Genomic DNA, 15,845 nt, shown 5'->3' on the forward strand with positions numbered 1-15,845 from the left:
CCCCGAGGCCAAGGGCCCTAGCCCATCGGCGCCACACTCACAGGCAGCGCCCAGCCCTGCGGCGGGCCAAGCTCATCCGCGGGGCGCGCCAAAAGAATTTGCGCATGAAAATGCCCGGTGCTTTCCACACCTTCGGTGTCATGGCCCTGCGCTTGCGCATTGGCGATGGCGCGCGCCTGTTCTTCGGCACGCTCAAAGCGGCGATGCACGAAAGGCGGCACCGGCAATCTCTCCATCACCAGCCCATGGTCCCGCAGGACCTCGGCCGCTTCGGGCCGCTCATTGCCACGAATGGGCGAGGTCATTACCCAGGGTTTGCGCGGCCCCGCCGCCGTCAAGAGCCGGTCAAGCGCCTCTGGCATAAGCTGTGCCACGCTGCCGCATTCCACGATCATGTCGCAGTGTGCCAGTTCTGCCGCGAGGTCGGGTGAGGCCTCGTTTTCCTGCAAATCCTCAACAAACCCCGCATCGAAAAGCCCCGCCGCCACGCCATAGGCAATGGCATTGGGGGCCACATCAAGCCCGACAAATCGCATCGGTGGCGCCGCATGCCGAATGCTGTTTAGCCAGGCGCGGTCCTGTTGGATCACCTCGGGCGCGGCCATCCCGTCAAAGGCCGGGGCGCGATAGCGATCAAACACCTGCGCCAGCGTCAGATCATGCCCCATCAGCGCACTGACAATGCCATAGCTGCTGGCAAAATCCACGATCCGCGCAGACTTTAGCCCGCGCAGACGCATCAGCTCGGTCAGCCCCGCCCGAAAAGCCGCCACCGCGTGATGCTGATTGCGATAGCCAAGCGCATCCATCATCCGGAAATAGGCCCGGCAATCGGGTTGATTATAGGTATCGTCAAAAATCGTGACGAAGCCGCCCTTTGCGCTATTAGGTAGCTCTGTCATATCCTGCGTTCCATCTCGTCTCTGCTTTGCATCCGGGCCACCACGACCGGCCCTATCGCGCAACCTTGCCGCAGAGCGGCAGCATTACAACCCAAATCACGCGATTTTTCACGCTGACCCACACAAGCGTTATCTGCGCGGCGGTTTTGAAACAATATTACGTGCCGTTGTCGGCAACGTGACGCAGAAACGTACAACCGTGCATTGATCCCCCCCTGCGACAGGCGCATTTTAGACGTATAAAAATTTCAGATCAGGATTCCGATTATGAGCAATGCCACCACCCAAACCCTGCCCGATCAGTCCAAGATTCTTCTGGGCGCCGGATTGGCCTGGGTCGCGGTGATCATCTATGCATCCTCGAACTCGCTTGTGTCGCTGCTGGCCGATATCGGCGCAAATAACAAGGTGATGGGGCGCAATGTCATCACCTATTGCAACCTGTTATTTGTCGGCTCCCTGATGTCGATGGTGCCGATGATCCTCATGTTCTGGCGTGACTGGACGTTTGAGAACCTGCGCGCGCTGACAGCCAAGCACTGGGTTATCCTGACGCTCTCGGCGTTCCTGTCTTCGGCGCTGACACCGGGGCTTTTCTTTTATGCGCTGGAACATACCACCGTCACCAATGTGGTGCTGATGGGGCGGATCGAGCCGCCGCTTTTCCTGCTGGCGACCTATCTCTTGCTGCGCGAAGAGTTCGAGCCCTGGTCGTTCGTCGCCGGTCTTGTCGCCCTGTGCGGTGCGGTGGTGATGATCGCGCTCAAGGGTAGCGATAGCAGCTTTGTCCTTGGCAAGGGCGAGATTGGCGCACTGCTTGCGACGCTCTCTTATATCGCCTCGACCCTGGTGGCACGCACCGGCCTTCGCGGCATTCCCTTGGGTATCTTCTCGATCTATCGCACCGCCGTGGGGACCACCTTCTACTTTTTTCTGGCGATCTATCTGTTCGGCAAGCAGCATTTTCAGGACGTGTTTAACCCCCTCGTCTGGCAATGGGTCTGGATCTATGCGCTGATCGTGGTCATCGGCGGTCAGTTTGCCTGGGCGCTTGGCCTGAAATACGCCCGCTCAGGCGATGTGTCGCTGGCGACGTCGTTTTCGCCGCTGGCGGCAATCGTGATCGCCATGGTCATGCTGGGCGAAGATCCCGGCCCCGGGCTGATCCCCGGCGGCACGATCATCCTTTTGGCCATTGGCATTGGGCAATATGGCCGCATCCGACGCAAGCGTGCCCGTGACGAGGCCGACAGTCTGGCGCATAATGCAATGAAACATGAGGGCGAGGTGAATTTCAAAGGCACCTGACGACACTGGCCCAAGGTTCAAAAAAAGCGGCGCAAGTCAGATCTGACCTGCGCCGTTTTTTCAGTGTCACACCCGGCGCCTTGCACCGTGATGATGTCAGGGTTTCAGCCGGCCGAGGGGCGTTTCGCCGTCGAATGAAACAGCGGCTTGAGCGCCTCCGGCAACGAGCCATAGCTCTGAAACACCTCACGCGGTGGTGGCGTGCTCTCCTGCACTTTGCCATCAAGGTGATAAAGCGCCTCGCGCTTGATCGCCAAACCGTCCTCGTTTTCCGTGGCAGTATCCGGGCGGAACCCGGCAATCACACGGTCGCCCTGTTGCACCGGCATAAGCAATAACTCCGAGGCAATATCCCTGGCCGCGTCATGCACGCCGATCGCCGTCACAAGCACCTCGGTCTTGTCGGCCTGCGGGAAAGGCGCCAGAACGCGAAGTCCGGTTGCATTGGCGCCGGGGGCAAAGGTGTTCGCCGCCGCAAGCGGCAAAACCCGTACCGTCGGATAGGGTGACAGAACCTTGCGCAGCACCTGCCCGTCCGGCCCTTGATCGCTTGCAAGAAAGATGGTTACCCGTCCGCCTGCGACCGCCTTGGCGGCAATCGTGCCAAGCGCATGACGGATCACCTCGGCCCCATCCTGCGCCATCACCACCATTTCGGTGGTCAGGCGCCTGTTCTGGCGGCTGAGGAAGAATTTCAAGAGCATTTCGGCCATGGCGTTATAATGGGGCACGTCGCGCACGTCATGCTCGATCCGGCCGATATCGACCTCGACCACCTTTGCCCCCGCGGCATGCACCCGCAACATAACATCAAGATCGACCGCGTAATCGTCAACCAAAGCGTCCGGCGCGATCAGCGACTTGTTGAACAGGTAAAGCCCGGAATTGGGCGCGCGCAAATGACCAAGGCCGGGGAACATCAGACAGATCGCAGGCATCACCAACAACCGCGTCATCGGCATATTGTCACCCGGATCATGCCAGGCGCCCTTGACCAACCCGATGCCAGGGCCGCGCGCCGCAGGCATGCGCGCGAAAAGATCGGTGTCGAATTTATCAAGATCGGCGTCGACCTTCATCACCCAGTCATATTTCGCCGCCATAATCCCCGCACGCACCGCATGGCCCATGCCGACACGCGTCTCGGACACGACGCGCGCCCCCGCCGCATCCGCCTGTGCTGCGGTATCGTCGGTGGAGCCGTTGTCAATCACCACGACCTCGCCCACATCTGCCATCCCGAGCAGGATCGACACAACCTTGCGGATGGTTTCCGCCTCGTTTCTGGCAGGGACAATGACTGAGACCGGATCGGTCATAAACACTCCTCTGAGGCTTCAGCCCCGCATTCGCCTCTTGGAAAAGTAATATGATCAGCTGCTGTTAACAAGAGATGACGGCCTCACAGCAGTGAAACCTATCGTGACCTATGGTTACAGTTTTGACGCGCCGGGCCTAAAACCCCAAGGCTGCATCGACCGCGCGCTTCCAGGATTCTGTCTTGATCCGGCGCAGTTGGTCGTCCATCGCGGGCAAAAACTGACGTTCAAGCGCCCAGGTCGCGGCAAACTCTTCCTGACCGGGGTAAAGCCCGATCTGCATGCCCGCCAGCCAAGCCGCGCCAAGCGCCGTGGTCTCAAGAACCTCTGGCCGGTCGACCGGCGCGTTGATGATATCCGACAGAAACTGCATCGCCCAATCGGAGGCACTCATGCCACCATCAACGCGCAAAACCGCATCCGCGCCCTCTCCGGCCCAATCATCGCGCATCGCCTGCAAAAGATCGCGGGTCTGAAAGCCGACGCTTTCAAGCGCTGCGCGCGCCAGTTCTGCGGGCCGCGTGTTGCGCGTCAGCCCGAACATCGCGCCGCGACATTCAGCATTCCAATAAGGCGCGCCAAGCCCGGTAAAGGCCGGCACAAGCACTACGTTCTGTTCTGGGTCGGCCCTTTCGGCCAAGGGCTGGGTCTCGCCCGCTTCGCGGATAATCCCAAGGCCGTCGCGCAGCCATTGCACCACCGCCCCGGCGACAAAGATCGAACCTTCAAGCGCATAGGTCGGCTTGCCGTCAAGCTGATAGGCGATGGTGGTCAACAACCGGTTTTGTGACACGACCGGCGTGTCGCCGGTGTTCAAAAGCGCGAAACACCCCGTCCCATAGGTGGATTTCAACATGCCCGGTTTGAAACAGGCCTGTCCCACCGTGGCGGCCTGTTGATCGCCGGCCACGCCACGAATAGGGATTTCGCGGCCAAACAGGTCGGCGCGCGCATGGCCGAAATCATCGGCGCTGTTGCGCACCTCTGGCAACATCTGCATCGGGATATCAAGCAACCCGCAGATCGTCTTGCTCCACCGGCCCTTGCGGATGTCATACATTAATGTGCGCGCGGCATTGGTGGCGTCGGTGGCATGCACCGCCCCGCCGGTCAGCTTCCAGATCAGAAAACTGTCGACCGTGCCAAACAGCAACTCGCCCGCCTCGGCGCGCGCCCGCGCGCCTTCGACATTCTCCAGTATCCAGCGAAGCTTGGTGCCCGAGAAATATGGATCAAGCAGCAGGCCCGTGCGCTCGGCCACCATTTCCTCGTGACCTGCGTCGCGAAGAGTGCGGCAATACTCGGCGGTGCGCCGGTCCTGCCAGACAATCGCGTGATGCACCGGCTGCCCGGTCTTTTTATCCCAGACCACGGTGGTTTCGCGCTGATTGGTGATGCCGATGGCGGCCACATCCGCGCCGGTCAACCCGGCCTTTTCGATCACTGCGCGGCACGTTCCGGCGGTGCTTGACCAAAGATCATTGGCATCATGCGCCACCCAGCCAGATTGCGGAAAATGCTGGGGGAATTCTTCCTGCGCGGTGGCCACGATCCGCATGCTCTCATCAAACAGGATCGCCCGGCTTGATGTGGTGCCCTGATCAATGGCGAGGATATGGGTCATGGGTGTGGTCCGCCACTTTTGGATGTCATCATTCGGCTTGATCGAATCATCTCTCGCAAGAAGGTCCTCGGGTCAAGCCCGGGGATGACGGCGTATTATCCCACGCCGCCATCCATCGCAGAGGCCACCCCCGGATCATGTCCGGGGGTAACAAGAGCAACGCTTACTGCCAGGACTTGATCAACTCGTCATAGGCGATGGTGACCGGCTCTTCCCCCTCATTGGCCAGCTTGGCCTTGGGTGCCCCGGGCTGGCTCAGCCAATGCTCGGGGTCCATCTCGTCGTTGAGCTTGGGACCGATATCACCCTGAATGCCGGCGCGCTCAAGACGGGCGAGCACCTTTTCCTGATCCGCGCAAAGGCTATCAAGCGCCTCTTGCGGGGTCTTGGCGCCCGACATGGCATCGCCGATATTCTGCCACCAGAGCTGTGCCAGCTTGGGATAATCGGGCACGTTGGTGCCGGTGGGCGACCATTGAACCCGTGCAGGCGAGCGGTAGAACTCGACCAGACCACCAAGTTTATCGGCGCGATCGCTAAAGCTCTGATGCTGGATCGTGCTTTCGCGGATAAAGGTCAGGCCGACATGGCTTTTCTTCACGTCCACGGTTTTCGAGGTGATGAACTGGGCATAGAGCCAGGCCGCCTTGGCGCGATCCACCGGCGTCGATTTCATCAGAGTCCACGAGCCGGCATCCTGATAGCCAATCTTGGTGCCTTCACTCCAGTATGCCCCATGCGGGCTTGGCGCCATGCGCCATTTTGGCGTGCCGTCCTCGTTCATCACCGGCAGGTCGGGCTTGACCGTGGCGGCGGTAAACGCGGTGTACCAGAACATCTGTTGCGCGACATTGCCCTGCGCCGGGATTGGCCCCGCCTCGGAGAATGTCATGCCGGCGGCGGCGGGCGGTGAATATTTCTCAAGCCACTCGATCGCCTTGGTGACGGCATAAACCGCCGCCGGGCCGTTGGTTGCCCCGCCACGCGCCACGCAAGAGCCCACGGGCTGTGAATTCTCATTCACCCGAATACCCCATTCATCGACCGGAAGGCCGTTGGGCTCGCCCTTGTCTCCCATGCCGGCCATCGACATCCACGCATCGGTATAGCGCCAGCCAAGCGAGGGGTCTTTCTTGCCGTAATCCATGTTGCCAAAGACTTCGCCCTCGACACCAAGATGGCTTAGGTCGCGCCCGGTGAAAAATTCCGCGATATCCTCATAGGCCGACCAGTTGACGGGAACCCCAAGGTCATAGCCATAGGCCGCCTTGAAATCGGCCTTGTTCTTGTCGTCGTTGAACCAGTCATAGCGGAACCAGTAAAGGTTCGCGAACTGCTGATCAGGAAGCTGATAGACCTTGCCATCGGGGCCGGTGGTGAACGACAGGCCGATGAAATCCTCAAGGTCGAGATTGGGGTTGGTCACATCCGCCCCCTCGCCCGCCATCCAGTCGGTCAGGTTGCGCGCCTGCTGATAGCGCCAGTGGGTGCCGATCAGATCACTGTCGTTGATGTAGCCGTCATAGATATTCTCGCCCGATTGCATCTGGGTCTGAAGTTTCTCGACAACATCGCCCTCGCCAATAAGATCATGGGTGATCTGAATGCCGGTAATGGCGGTGAACGCCGGGGCCAGCACCTTGGATTCGTAAGAATGCGTGTCGATGGTTTCCGACACCACCTTGATCTCCATCCCCGCAAAGGGCTGGGCCGCATCAATAAACCACTGCATCTCGGCCTCTTGATCGGCGCGGCTCAGCGACGAGAGATCGCCGATCTCGCTATCGAGAAAGGCCTTTGCGTCCTCCATATCCGCCAGTGCCGGACTGGCCGCCAAGGCCAGCGCCGCCAGCGCGGTTGAGGTTTTCAGTCTAAAGTTCATTTTGGTTCCTCCCTAGGTCGAACTCTGTTATTTATAGTCTCCGGCCACTTGCGCGCCCGAAGGGTATTCTTCGCGGGGTCAAACCCAGCGAAACACCGCCGCCGCGTAGATCGCGCAGACGATCATCGCATAGGGTTGATCTGTGCCCACAAACCCGAGCCAAGCCAGATTGATAAAGGCCGAGCCCAAAAGCGTGATAAAAAGCCGATCCCCCCGCGTGGTTTCAATCCTGAGAACCCCGACGCGCGGCGTCTCGGGGAACTTAATCGCCAGCACCGTGAAAGTGACCAGCAGACAGGCGATCACCCCGAAGAAGATCGCCGTGGGTAGGGTCCATGCCATCCAGTCCATGTCAAAGCCCCCCTTCAACCGGTGTTGGAAATGAAACGTCATCCTCGGGCTTGACCCGAGGACCTCCAAACGCACAAACCGCCCCATTCAGCCGCTGCAAATCTCTTCCCACAAATCCCGCCATTCCGGGTTTGCCTTTTCGATGAGCGCAATCTTCCAATTGCGCCGCCAGCGCTTGAGAGACTTTTCCCGCTGTATCGCGACCGCAGGGGCTTGATGCGGTTCGAGATAGACCAGACTCTCCAGATTGTAGCGGTCCGTAAAGCCGCCAAGCGCATGGATGCGATGTTGCCAGATGCGGTTGATCAGATCGCCCGTGACGCCGATGTAGAGCGTACCCCGAGGGCGGTTCGTCATGATATAGACGTGCATTCGTTCGGGCATGATGCGCAATTCCTCGGCCCTTGGCAGAGCGCAAGGGGTGGGAGGTCCTCGGGTCAAGCCCGAGGATGACGCCATTTTGATTAATAAACCGTTTCATCAAACCCTCCCCAAGGCGAAGCCCTTAGCAATATAATTCCGCACGAAATAGATCACCAAGGCCCCCGGCACGATGGTGAGAACCCCGGCGGCGGCCAGAACGCCCCAGTCGAGGCCAGACGCGCTTACCGTCCGTGTCATCGTGGCCGCAATCGGCTTGGCATCGACGCTCGTCAGGGTACGCGAAAGCAACAGTTCAACCCAGCTAAACATGAAGCAGAAGAACGCTGCGACGCCGATACCGCTAGCGATCAGCGGCATGAAAATCTTGATGAAAAACCGCCCGAAACTATAGCCGTCGATATAGGCGGTCTCGTCGATTTCGCGGGGCACGCCGCGCATGAACCCCTCAAGAATCCACACCGCCAAGGGCACGTTGAAAAGCGTATGCGCAAGCGCCACCGCGATATGGGTGTCAAACAACCCCACACTTGAATAAAGTTGAAAGAACGGCAGCGCGAACACCGCAGGCGGCGCCATCCGGTTGGTCAAAAGCCAGAAAAACAGATGCTTGTCGCCCATAAAGCTATAGCGGCTGAACGCATAGGCCGCCGGCAGCGCCACGGTGATCGACAGGACCGTGTTCATCGTCACATAGATGATCGAATTCACATAGCCCATGTACCAGCTGGAATCGGTCAGGATGGTCGCATAATTGGCGAAGGTCAGGTTTTGCGGCCAGAGCGAAAACACCCCGAGGATTTCGTCATTGGTCTTGAGGCTCATGTTGATCAGCCAATAGATCGGCAGCATCAGGAACAAGAGATACAGCCCCATGACGATGGCCTTGCCATTGATCCGCATATCTTAGCCCTCCCGCTTATCAAGGTTGACCATGACGGTGTAAAACACCCATGAAATCAGCAAGATCACCAGAAAATACATGATCGAGAACGCCGCCGCCGGCCCTAGGTCAAACTGGCCAAGCGCCATTTTCACAAGGTCGATGCTGAGGAAGGTAGTGGCGTTGCCCGGCCCGCCGCCGGTCACCACAAACGGCTCTGTATAGATCATGAAACTGTCCATGAAGCGCAGCAGGATCGCGATCATCAACACGCCTGCCATTTTCGGCAGCTCGATATAGCGAAACACCGCCCAACGGCTGGCCTGATCAATCTTGGCCGCCTGATAATAGGCATCCGGAATGGATTGCAGCCCGGCATAAGCCAAAAGCGCGACAAGCGATGTCCAATGCCAGACATCCATCACGATCACCGTGATCCAAGCGGCGGTGATATCCTGGGTGTAGTTATAGGAAATCCCTATCTTATCAAGCGTATAGCCCAGAAGACCGATATCGACCCGGCCGAAAATTTGCCAGATGGTGCCAACCACGTTCCACGGGATCAACAGCGGCAAAGACATAAGCACAAGGCAGAGCGAGGCCCAAAAGCCTTTCTTTGGCATGTTCAGCGCCACGAAGATCCCGAGCGGGATCTCAATCGCCAGAATGATCGCTGAGAACGCCGCCTGTCGCGCAAGCGCGTCCCACATCCGCTCGGAACTCAGCATATCGTCGAACCATTCAAGCCCGGCCCAGAAGAACTGATTATTGCCAAAGGTGTCCTGCACCGAATAATTGACCACGGTCATCAGCGGGATCACGGCGGAAAACGCCACCAGGATCAGGACAGGCAACACCAGAAACCACGCTTTTTGGTTGACGGTCTTTTCCACTACGCGGCCTCCTCAGCGGGGGATTTCGGGCTGACGCGCCAGTCGTCGGCATAGACATTGATCGCGCGTCGATCAAAGATCAGACGGGTCATATCGGGCGAAATGCTCTGATCCTCGGCGGCGATCACGTTGATCTCAACGCCGTTGACATCACAGCGCACGATCTTGTGGCGGCCGACATCCTCGACCCGGCGCACGCGTGCGCCAAGGCCGACATCGCCCGATGCCAGCGTCACGAATTCGGGGCGCACGCCGATCTGAACCCGGCCCTTGGGGCGGCCATAATCGGCGCCAAGCGGCACCTCGGTGCCCGCAACAATCGCGGTTGTGCCGCTGACCTCGGCGTCCAGAAGGTTCATGCCGGGGCTGCCGATAAAATAGCCGACAAAGGTATGTTCGGGGCGCTCGAACAATTCCTGCGGCGTGCCCATCTGCACCACCCGCCCGTCATGCATCACCACCACCTTGTCGGCAAAGGTCAGCGCCTCGGTCTGGTCATGGGTGACATAGATCATCGTATGGCCAAACTCGTGATGCAGCGCCTTGAGCTGGGTGCGCAATTCCCATTTCATATGCGGGTCGATCACCGTCAGCGGCTCGTCGAACAACAGCGCATTCACGTCCTCGCGCACCATCCCGCGACCAAGCGAGATTTTCTGCTTGGCATCCGCCGTCAACCCGCGCGCCTTGCGGTTCAACTCGGCCTCCATGCCGATCATGCCGGCAATCGCCTGTACCCGCTCGGCGATATAGGCGGGTTCTGCGCCGCGATTGCGCAGCGGAAAGGCAAGGTTGTCGCGCACGCTCATGGTGTCGTAGACCACCGGAAACTGAAACACCTGCGCGATATTGCGCGCGGCGGTGGCCTGATCGGTGACATCCTGGTCATTGAACAGGATGCGGCCCTGACTGGGGCGCAATAGTCCCGAGATGATGTTGAGAAGCGTGGACTTGCCACAGCCCGACGCGCCCAAAAGCGCGTAAGCCTCACCATCGGCCCAGACGTGGTTAAGCTCCTTGAGGGCATAATCGCCCTCGCCCGCGGGCTTGGGCAGATAGCTATGCGCCAGATTATCAAGCGTGATTTTTGCCATTCTCCCCCCTCAGGCCGCCAACGCATAGGCCGCAGGGGCCACAAGCGCGCCGTCTTTGGCAAAGACATAAACATGCGCCGGATCAAGATAGACCTTGAGCGCCGCCCCCAGTTTCAGATCGCGCACCCCGTGGACAAGCCCCACCCAACGCGCCCCGTGATGATCGAGGTGCACAAAGGTTTCCGAGCCGGTGATCTCGGTCACGCTCAGGCGCGCATCAAACACAAGGCTGTCACCGGCATGCTGTTCAAGTTCAAGGTGATTGGGGCGGAACCCGGCCAGATAGGGCCCGTCGGCCAAGTTGGCCATGCTTGCGAGTGCCGGGGCGGATTGGCCATCGCCAAACGCGATTCGATCCCCCGCCTTGGTGACCTCAAGAAAATTCATCGGCGGATCGCTGAAAACGCGCGCGGTGGTGGCGTCATTCGGCTGGCGATAGACGCCCGGCGTCGGGCCGAATTGCGTCACGCGCCCCTCCCATAGGGTGGCGGTGTTGCCACCCAGCAAGAGCGCCTCTTCGGGTTCGGTCGTGGCATAGACAAAGATGCTTCCGGCCTCTTCGAAAATCTTCGGAATCTCGGCACGCAATTCTTCGCGCAGCTTATAGTCAAGGTTGGCTAAAGGCTCGTCGAGCAGGACAAGCCCGGCATCCTTGACCAGGGCCCGCGCCAGGGCGCAGCGCTGTTGCTGCCCGCCCGAAAGCTCAAGCGGCTTGCGCTCAAGCATCGGGGATAGCTGCATCAGATCTGCGGTCTTGCGCACGGCGGCGTCAATCTCGGTCGGGGTCTTGCCCATAAGACGCATCGGCGAGGCGATGTTGTCATAAACGCTCATCGAGGGGTAATTGATGAACTGCTGATAGACCATGGCAACGCGGCGATCCTGCACGCGCATGCCGGTCACGTCCTGCCCCTGCCACACAATCCGCCCCGCGTCGGGCACATCCAGCCCCGCCATCAGCCGCATAAGAGAGGTCTTGCCCGATAAGGTCGGCCCCAACAGCACATTCATCGTGCCCGCCTCAAGCGTAAGGTCGGTGGGGTGAATATGCACCCGCCCGCTAACAACCTTCGATACGCCCTCTAGTTTCAGCGTCATTGATCCAAACCCTTGCTCATCCCTTGGCCGCCCCTGCATCCGAGTCCCGGCGATCGTGCCGCTCTTGCTGCATCCAGCGATCAAGCGCCGCAATCTGCTCTGCGCTCATCCGCAGGCCAAGCCGCGTGCGCCGCCAGATCACATCGGCGGCCTCGCGGGCAAATTCGCGGTGCATCTGCCAGCGCACCTCGGCGCCGGTGAGCGTGGCGCCAAAATCCGGCCCCAAAGCGCTAGCCTCGCGCGCCTCGCCAAGAATATCAACCGCCTCGGTGCCGTAAGCGCGCACAAGACGGCGCGCCCAAGCCTTGCTCAGGAAAGGGTAACCACGCTCAAGGCTTTCTGCCAAGGCCACGACCCCATCCACCGCGAAATCCCCGCCCGGCAGGGGCACACCTGCGGTCCAATCGCCCTCTGCGTCGGGGAAATGCGGCCCGAGTTTGGCCAGGGCCGCCTCGGCCAGCTTGCGATAGGTGGTGATCTTGCCGCCAAACACATTGAGCAGCGGCGCGCCCTCGGCCTGTTCCAGCGAGAGCACATAATCGCGCGTCGCCGCCGTGGCCGATTTGGCCCCGTCGTCATAAAGCGGGCGCACGCCCGAATAGGTCCAGACGATATCATCGCGGGTGACCGGAACCTTGAAATACTCGCTGGCGAACCTGCACAGATACTCCGCCTCTTGCGGCGTGCATTCCGGCTTTTGGCTGGCATCGGTATGTTCGGCATCGGTGGTGCCGATCAGGGTGAAATCACTCTCATAGGGAATGGCGAAAATGATCCGCCCGTCGGTGCCCTGAAAGAAATAGCATTTATCGTGCTCAAACAACCGCTTGGTCACGATATGGCTGCCGCGCACCAGGCGCACGCCTTCGCTTGAATTCAGCCGGAGTGTACCCGAGATCACATCCTTGACCCATGGCCCGGCGGCATTGACAAGGCCGCGCGCGCGCAGGGTGCTGTGATCGCCGCTGTCCTGATCCACAAGCGTGATCTGCCACAGATCGCCGATCCGTTCGGCCGATTGCACCTTGGTGCGGGTTCGGATCACCGCGCCGCGCGCCGCCGCGTCGCGGGCATTGAGCACCACAAGACGGCTGTCTTCGATCCAGCAATCGGAATATTCATAGGCGCGGGTGAATTTATCCTTGAGGGGCCGCCCCTCGGGCGCATGGGCAAGATCAAGCGTCGTTGTGCCCGGCAAAATCTTGCGCCCGCCAAGGTGGTCATACATGAACAACCCAAGCCGGATAAGCCAGGCCGGGCGCCGCCCCTTCATCCAGGGCATCACCAGGTTCAGAATGCGCGAGGTCGGGGTTTCCCCCTCAAAGCGCATATCCTTGTGATACGGCAGCACAAATCGCATCGGCCAGCTTATGTGCGGCATCGCCCGCAAAAGCGTTTCACGCTCGATCAAAGCCTCACGCACCAGCCGGATCTCGAAATATTCGAGATAGCGCAGCCCGCCGTGAAACAGCTTGGTCGAGGCCGAAGAGGTCGCCGAGGCCAGATCGTTCATCTCGGCCAGCTCAACGGTCAGGCCGCGGCCCGCCGCGTCACGCGCAATGCCACAGCCATTGATCCCGCCGCCGATCACGAACAGATCGACAATCCTGTCTGTACTGGTTTGCGACACCTGTTTCCCCCCTCACGATAGATCAAGGCGACCACCATTTTCGTGAAACGTCAAGAAAAGAATATTCGTTTACTTTCCTTTTTGCTCGCCCTGATTGTTTTCATTGGAATTTACGACAAAAGCCTCGGCATGACTTGCCAGCAAGGGCGGCGGGTCGCTCCTTGACCTGAGGTCATTTTTCAGAATCCGTGCGCGATTCGTCAATTGCGCCCGAAATTTGGTCTGTGCCCTTGCGCGACAGACAAAAACGAACATAATCGAACCAAATTCCGATCAGGGACAGCCGCATGTCACAAAGCTTTCGCCAGCCCGATATCCTTGAAATTGCCCGCGCCGAGGGCAAGGTGACCGTCGAGGGCCTGGCCGATCATTTCGATGTCACCGTTCAAACCATTCGCCGCGACCTGACCGAGCTGGCCAATGCCGGCAAACTTGAGCGGGTGCATGGTGGTGCGATCCTGCCCTCTGGCGTCAACAATATCCTTTATGACGAACGCCGCCGCCTCAATGAGGCCGCCAAGACCGCCATTGCGCGCGCCTGTGCCGCGGCCATCCCCGATGAGGCCTCGGTTTTCCTTGATATCGGCACCACGACCGAGGCGGTCGCGCGCGAACTGATTGATCATCGCAACCTGATGGTGGTCACCAACAACATGAATGTGGCGCAGATTTTGCTGGCCAACAAATCCTGCAACATCGTGGTTGCGGGCGGCGCCCTGCGGCGGGCCGATAACGGGCTTGTCGGCAATCTGACGGCGCGCACGATCGAGAATTTCAAGTTCGATTACGCGATCCTTGGCTGTTCGGCGATGGATGATGACGGTGACCTGCTTGATTTCGACATTCAGGAGGTGCTCGTCGGCCAAACCCTTCTTAATCGCTCGCGCGAAGTGTTTCTGGTCGCCGACAGCTCGAAATTCCAGCGCAGCGCGCCGGTACGGATCGGATCGTTGCGCGATGTGCATCAGGTCTTTACCGATCAGCCCCTGCCACCGCGTCTAGCCGAGCAATGCGGCGGCTGGGGCACAGCCGTGCATGTAACCGGCCCCGCCCCCGATTGACCCGCACCCTAGCCGCGCAGGAAACTGGCAAAGGGGATATAGCGCACGCTGTCGCCCGGCGTGATCTCGCCGCCCGCCTCGGGCAGTTCGACAAGCCCCTCGGCCCAGCTTAGCCCGCTGATCCGACCAGAGCCTTCGGATTTGAACACCTCGACTCGCCCGTCGCGCATCCGCGCGCGCAGATATTCGCGTCGGCCCGGCTTTTTGCGCTTCCCGAAATTCGCTGGCACATCAAAGCCTTGCGGCTCAAACCACCCGGCGCCGGATAATGAGGCCATGGCCGGGCGCGCAAAAACCAACGCACAAACCAATGCCGCAACCGGATTGCCCGGCAGGCCGAACACCGGCGTTTCGCGCCACAGCCCAAGCGCCAGAGGCCGCCCCGGCTTGATCGCGATGCGCCACTCCGCCATCGCGCCCGCCTCGTTCAAAAGCGCCGAAACATGATCTTCATCGCCCGCCGAGGCCCCCCCCGATGTCAGAATCACATCCGCCTCTGCTGCGCCGCGATCAAGCGCGCGGCGCAGGGCGGCACGATCATCAGGCACCTTGCCAAGATCGACCACCTCATAGCCAAACTCGCACACCAGCGCGCTTAGCATCGGGCGGTTGGCATCATAAATCTGGCCCGGTCGTGTTGCATGTCCGGCCTCGGCCAGTTCATCCCCGGTCGAGATGATCGCCACCCGAAGCGGCAGGCAAACCTCAAGCCGCGCCACTCCTACGGCGGCGCAAAACGCAAGATCGGCAGGGGTGAGAACCCGCCCCGGCGCAAGGATGGTCTCGCCCTCGCCAACATCCTCGCCCGCGCGACGGGTGTTGGCGCCCGGCTTGATGCCTGCGCGAAAGGCAATCTCGCCGGTCCCAACGCTCACATCCTCTTGTAGAATCACCGTATCGACGCCATCCGGCAAGGCGGCCCCGGTCAGCACCCGAAGCGCACGCCCCGCCGGCACCTTGCCGTCGTAAGGCACCCCCGCTGCCGCGCGCCCCTGAACAAGCGGCAAGATCTGGTCGCCATCGCCCAGGCTGGCAAAGGCAAAGCCATAGCCATCGACCGCCGAATTGGGATCGGGCGGATTGGCGCGACGCGCGGTGACAGTCGCGGCCAGCACCCGGCCAAGCGCCCCGGACAGATCGACCTGCTCCTGCCCCACCACCCGATGCAAGCGCGCGCGCAACAGCGCCAGCGCCTGATCCGCGGGGGTCCAGTCAACACCGCCCGGCAGCGCAAAACAATCGTCGCGCAACGGTGGCGGCGTCAACCCCTCTGCCGCGCGCCTCAGTTTGTCCTCGTGTCCAAGCCCCATGATCCAACCCTCCTCGGGTGCCTCTACTGCCAACATGGCCGCCAGATCTGCATCCTGCAAGCGCGCAAGCGACCGCACCATAAACCGCACCTGATGTGCATCGCGAAAC

General features: G+C 60.4%; 14 protein-coding genes. 2 read left to right on the forward strand and 12 right to left on the reverse strand.

From position 1 onward, the window contains the following. Nucleotides 1-17: 17 nt before the first annotated feature. A complete protein-coding gene (locus BMZ91_RS12465) occupies nt 18-902 on the reverse strand; it encodes a hypothetical protein (RefSeq protein WP_092839291.1) in 885 nt (294 codons plus the stop codon). 267 nt (nt 903-1,169) lie between these two features. On the opposite strand from BMZ91_RS12465, the gene BMZ91_RS12470 reads away from it, so the two are divergent. Further along, on the forward strand, nt 1,170-2,210 hold the full coding sequence (locus tag BMZ91_RS12470) for a DMT family transporter (protein WP_092839294.1): 1,041 nt from the start codon (nt 1,170-1,172) through the stop codon (nt 2,208-2,210). A gap of 104 nt (nt 2,211-2,314) precedes the next feature. On the opposite strand, the gene BMZ91_RS12475 is transcribed toward BMZ91_RS12470, so the two are convergent. From BMZ91_RS12475 to glpD, 10 genes are all read right to left on the reverse strand, one after another. Continuing rightward, a complete protein-coding gene (locus BMZ91_RS12475; RefSeq protein WP_092839429.1) occupies nt 2,315-3,529 on the reverse strand; it encodes a glycosyltransferase family 2 protein in 1,215 nt (404 codons plus the stop codon). A gap of 136 nt (nt 3,530-3,665) precedes the next feature. Further along, nucleotides 3,666-5,153: a glycerol kinase GlpK gene (gene glpK, locus BMZ91_RS12480; RefSeq protein ID WP_092839297.1), complete on the reverse strand. Its 1,488-nt coding sequence runs from the start codon at nt 5,151-5,153 to the stop codon at nt 3,666-3,668. A gap of 163 nt (nt 5,154-5,316) precedes the next feature. Beyond that, nucleotides 5,317-7,035 carry an ABC transporter substrate-binding protein gene (locus tag BMZ91_RS12485; protein ID WP_092839300.1) on the reverse strand — a complete coding sequence of 573 codons (1,719 nt, stop codon included), beginning with the start codon at nt 7,033-7,035 and terminating at the stop codon, nt 5,317-5,319. A 78-nt stretch (nt 7,036-7,113) separates the two neighbouring features. After that, nucleotides 7,114-7,386: a DUF2160 domain-containing protein gene (locus tag BMZ91_RS12490; protein WP_092839432.1), complete on the reverse strand. Its 273-nt coding sequence runs from the start codon at nt 7,384-7,386 to the stop codon at nt 7,114-7,116. A gap of 87 nt (nt 7,387-7,473) precedes the next feature. Next, nucleotides 7,474-7,770, reverse strand: coding sequence for a GIY-YIG nuclease family protein (locus BMZ91_RS12495; RefSeq protein ID WP_092839303.1), 297 nt, complete (start codon nt 7,768-7,770; stop codon nt 7,474-7,476). Nucleotides 7,771-7,866: 96 nt separating this feature from the next. Next, nucleotides 7,867-8,670: a carbohydrate ABC transporter permease gene (locus BMZ91_RS12500; protein ID WP_092839306.1), complete on the reverse strand. Its 804-nt coding sequence runs from the start codon at nt 8,668-8,670 to the stop codon at nt 7,867-7,869. Nucleotides 8,671-8,673: 3 nt separating this feature from the next. Continuing rightward, complete coding sequence (locus BMZ91_RS12505) at nt 8,674-9,543, reverse strand: carbohydrate ABC transporter permease (RefSeq protein ID WP_092839309.1); 870 nt, start codon at nt 9,541-9,543, stop codon at nt 8,674-8,676. Beyond that, entirely contained in the window at nt 9,543-10,637 is a 1,095-nt protein-coding gene (locus BMZ91_RS12510; RefSeq protein ID WP_092839312.1) for an ABC transporter ATP-binding protein, read from the reverse strand. The genes BMZ91_RS12505 and BMZ91_RS12510 overlap by 1 nt, the downstream gene beginning before the upstream one ends. 9 nt (nt 10,638-10,646) lie before the next feature. Next, the gene (locus BMZ91_RS12515; RefSeq protein WP_092839315.1) at nt 10,647-11,735 is read right to left on the reverse strand and encodes an ABC transporter ATP-binding protein; all 1,089 of its coding nucleotides are present in this window, start codon (nt 11,733-11,735) and stop codon (nt 10,647-10,649) included. Between the two features lie 16 nt (nt 11,736-11,751). Further along, on the reverse strand, nt 11,752-13,365 hold the full coding sequence (gene glpD, locus BMZ91_RS12520) for a glycerol-3-phosphate dehydrogenase (protein WP_092839318.1): 1,614 nt from the start codon (nt 13,363-13,365) through the stop codon (nt 11,752-11,754). A gap of 287 nt (nt 13,366-13,652) precedes the next feature. On the opposite strand from glpD, the gene BMZ91_RS12525 reads away from it, so the two are divergent. Next, the gene (locus BMZ91_RS12525; protein WP_092839321.1) at nt 13,653-14,426 is read left to right on the forward strand and encodes a DeoR/GlpR family DNA-binding transcription regulator; all 774 of its coding nucleotides are present in this window, start codon (nt 13,653-13,655) and stop codon (nt 14,424-14,426) included. 8 nt (nt 14,427-14,434) lie between these two features. Here the strand turns inward: BMZ91_RS12525 and BMZ91_RS12530 are convergent, their stop codons facing one another. Beyond that, on the reverse strand, nt 14,435-15,817 hold the full coding sequence (locus tag BMZ91_RS12530; RefSeq protein WP_342741949.1) for a molybdopterin-binding protein: 1,383 nt from the start codon (nt 15,815-15,817) through the stop codon (nt 14,435-14,437). Nucleotides 15,818-15,845: the final 28 nt, after the last annotated feature.

This window comes from Roseovarius lutimaris (assembly GCF_900115165.1).
In the GTDB taxonomy this organism is placed as follows: domain Bacteria; phylum Pseudomonadota; class Alphaproteobacteria; order Rhodobacterales; family Rhodobacteraceae; genus Roseovarius; species Roseovarius lutimaris.

Bases quoted from the DNA above. Each gene is read 5' to 3' on its own strand.
- BMZ91_RS12465 (WP_092839291.1), bottom strand. From the start codon at position 902: ATGACAGAGCTACCTAATAGCGCAAAGGGCGGCTTCGTCACGATTTTT.
- BMZ91_RS12470 (WP_092839294.1), top strand. From the start codon at position 1,170: ATGAGCAATGCCACCACCCAAACCCTGCCCGATCAGTCCAAGATTCTT.
- BMZ91_RS12475 (WP_092839429.1), bottom strand. From the start codon at position 3,529: ATGACCGATCCGGTCTCAGTCATTGTCCCTGCCAGAAACGAGGCGGAA.
- glpK (WP_092839297.1), bottom strand. From the start codon at position 5,153: ATGACCCATATCCTCGCCATTGATCAGGGCACCACATCAAGCCGGGCG.
- BMZ91_RS12485 (WP_092839300.1), bottom strand. From the start codon at position 7,035: ATGAACTTTAGACTGAAAACCTCAACCGCGCTGGCGGCGCTGGCCTTG.
- BMZ91_RS12490 (WP_092839432.1), bottom strand. From the start codon at position 7,386: ATGGACTGGATGGCATGGACCCTACCCACGGCGATCTTCTTCGGGGTG.
- BMZ91_RS12495 (WP_092839303.1), bottom strand. From the start codon at position 7,770: ATGCCCGAACGAATGCACGTCTATATCATGACGAACCGCCCTCGGGGT.
- BMZ91_RS12500 (WP_092839306.1), bottom strand. From the start codon at position 8,670: ATGCGGATCAATGGCAAGGCCATCGTCATGGGGCTGTATCTCTTGTTC.
- BMZ91_RS12510 (WP_092839312.1), bottom strand. From the start codon at position 10,637: ATGGCAAAAATCACGCTTGATAATCTGGCGCATAGCTATCTGCCCAAG.
- BMZ91_RS12515 (WP_092839315.1), bottom strand. From the start codon at position 11,735: ATGACGCTGAAACTAGAGGGCGTATCGAAGGTTGTTAGCGGGCGGGTG.
- BMZ91_RS12525 (WP_092839321.1), top strand. From the start codon at position 13,653: ATGTCACAAAGCTTTCGCCAGCCCGATATCCTTGAAATTGCCCGCGCC.
- BMZ91_RS12530 (WP_342741949.1), bottom strand. From the start codon at position 15,817: ATGGTGCGGTCGCTTGCGCGCTTGCAGGATGCAGATCTGGCGGCCATG.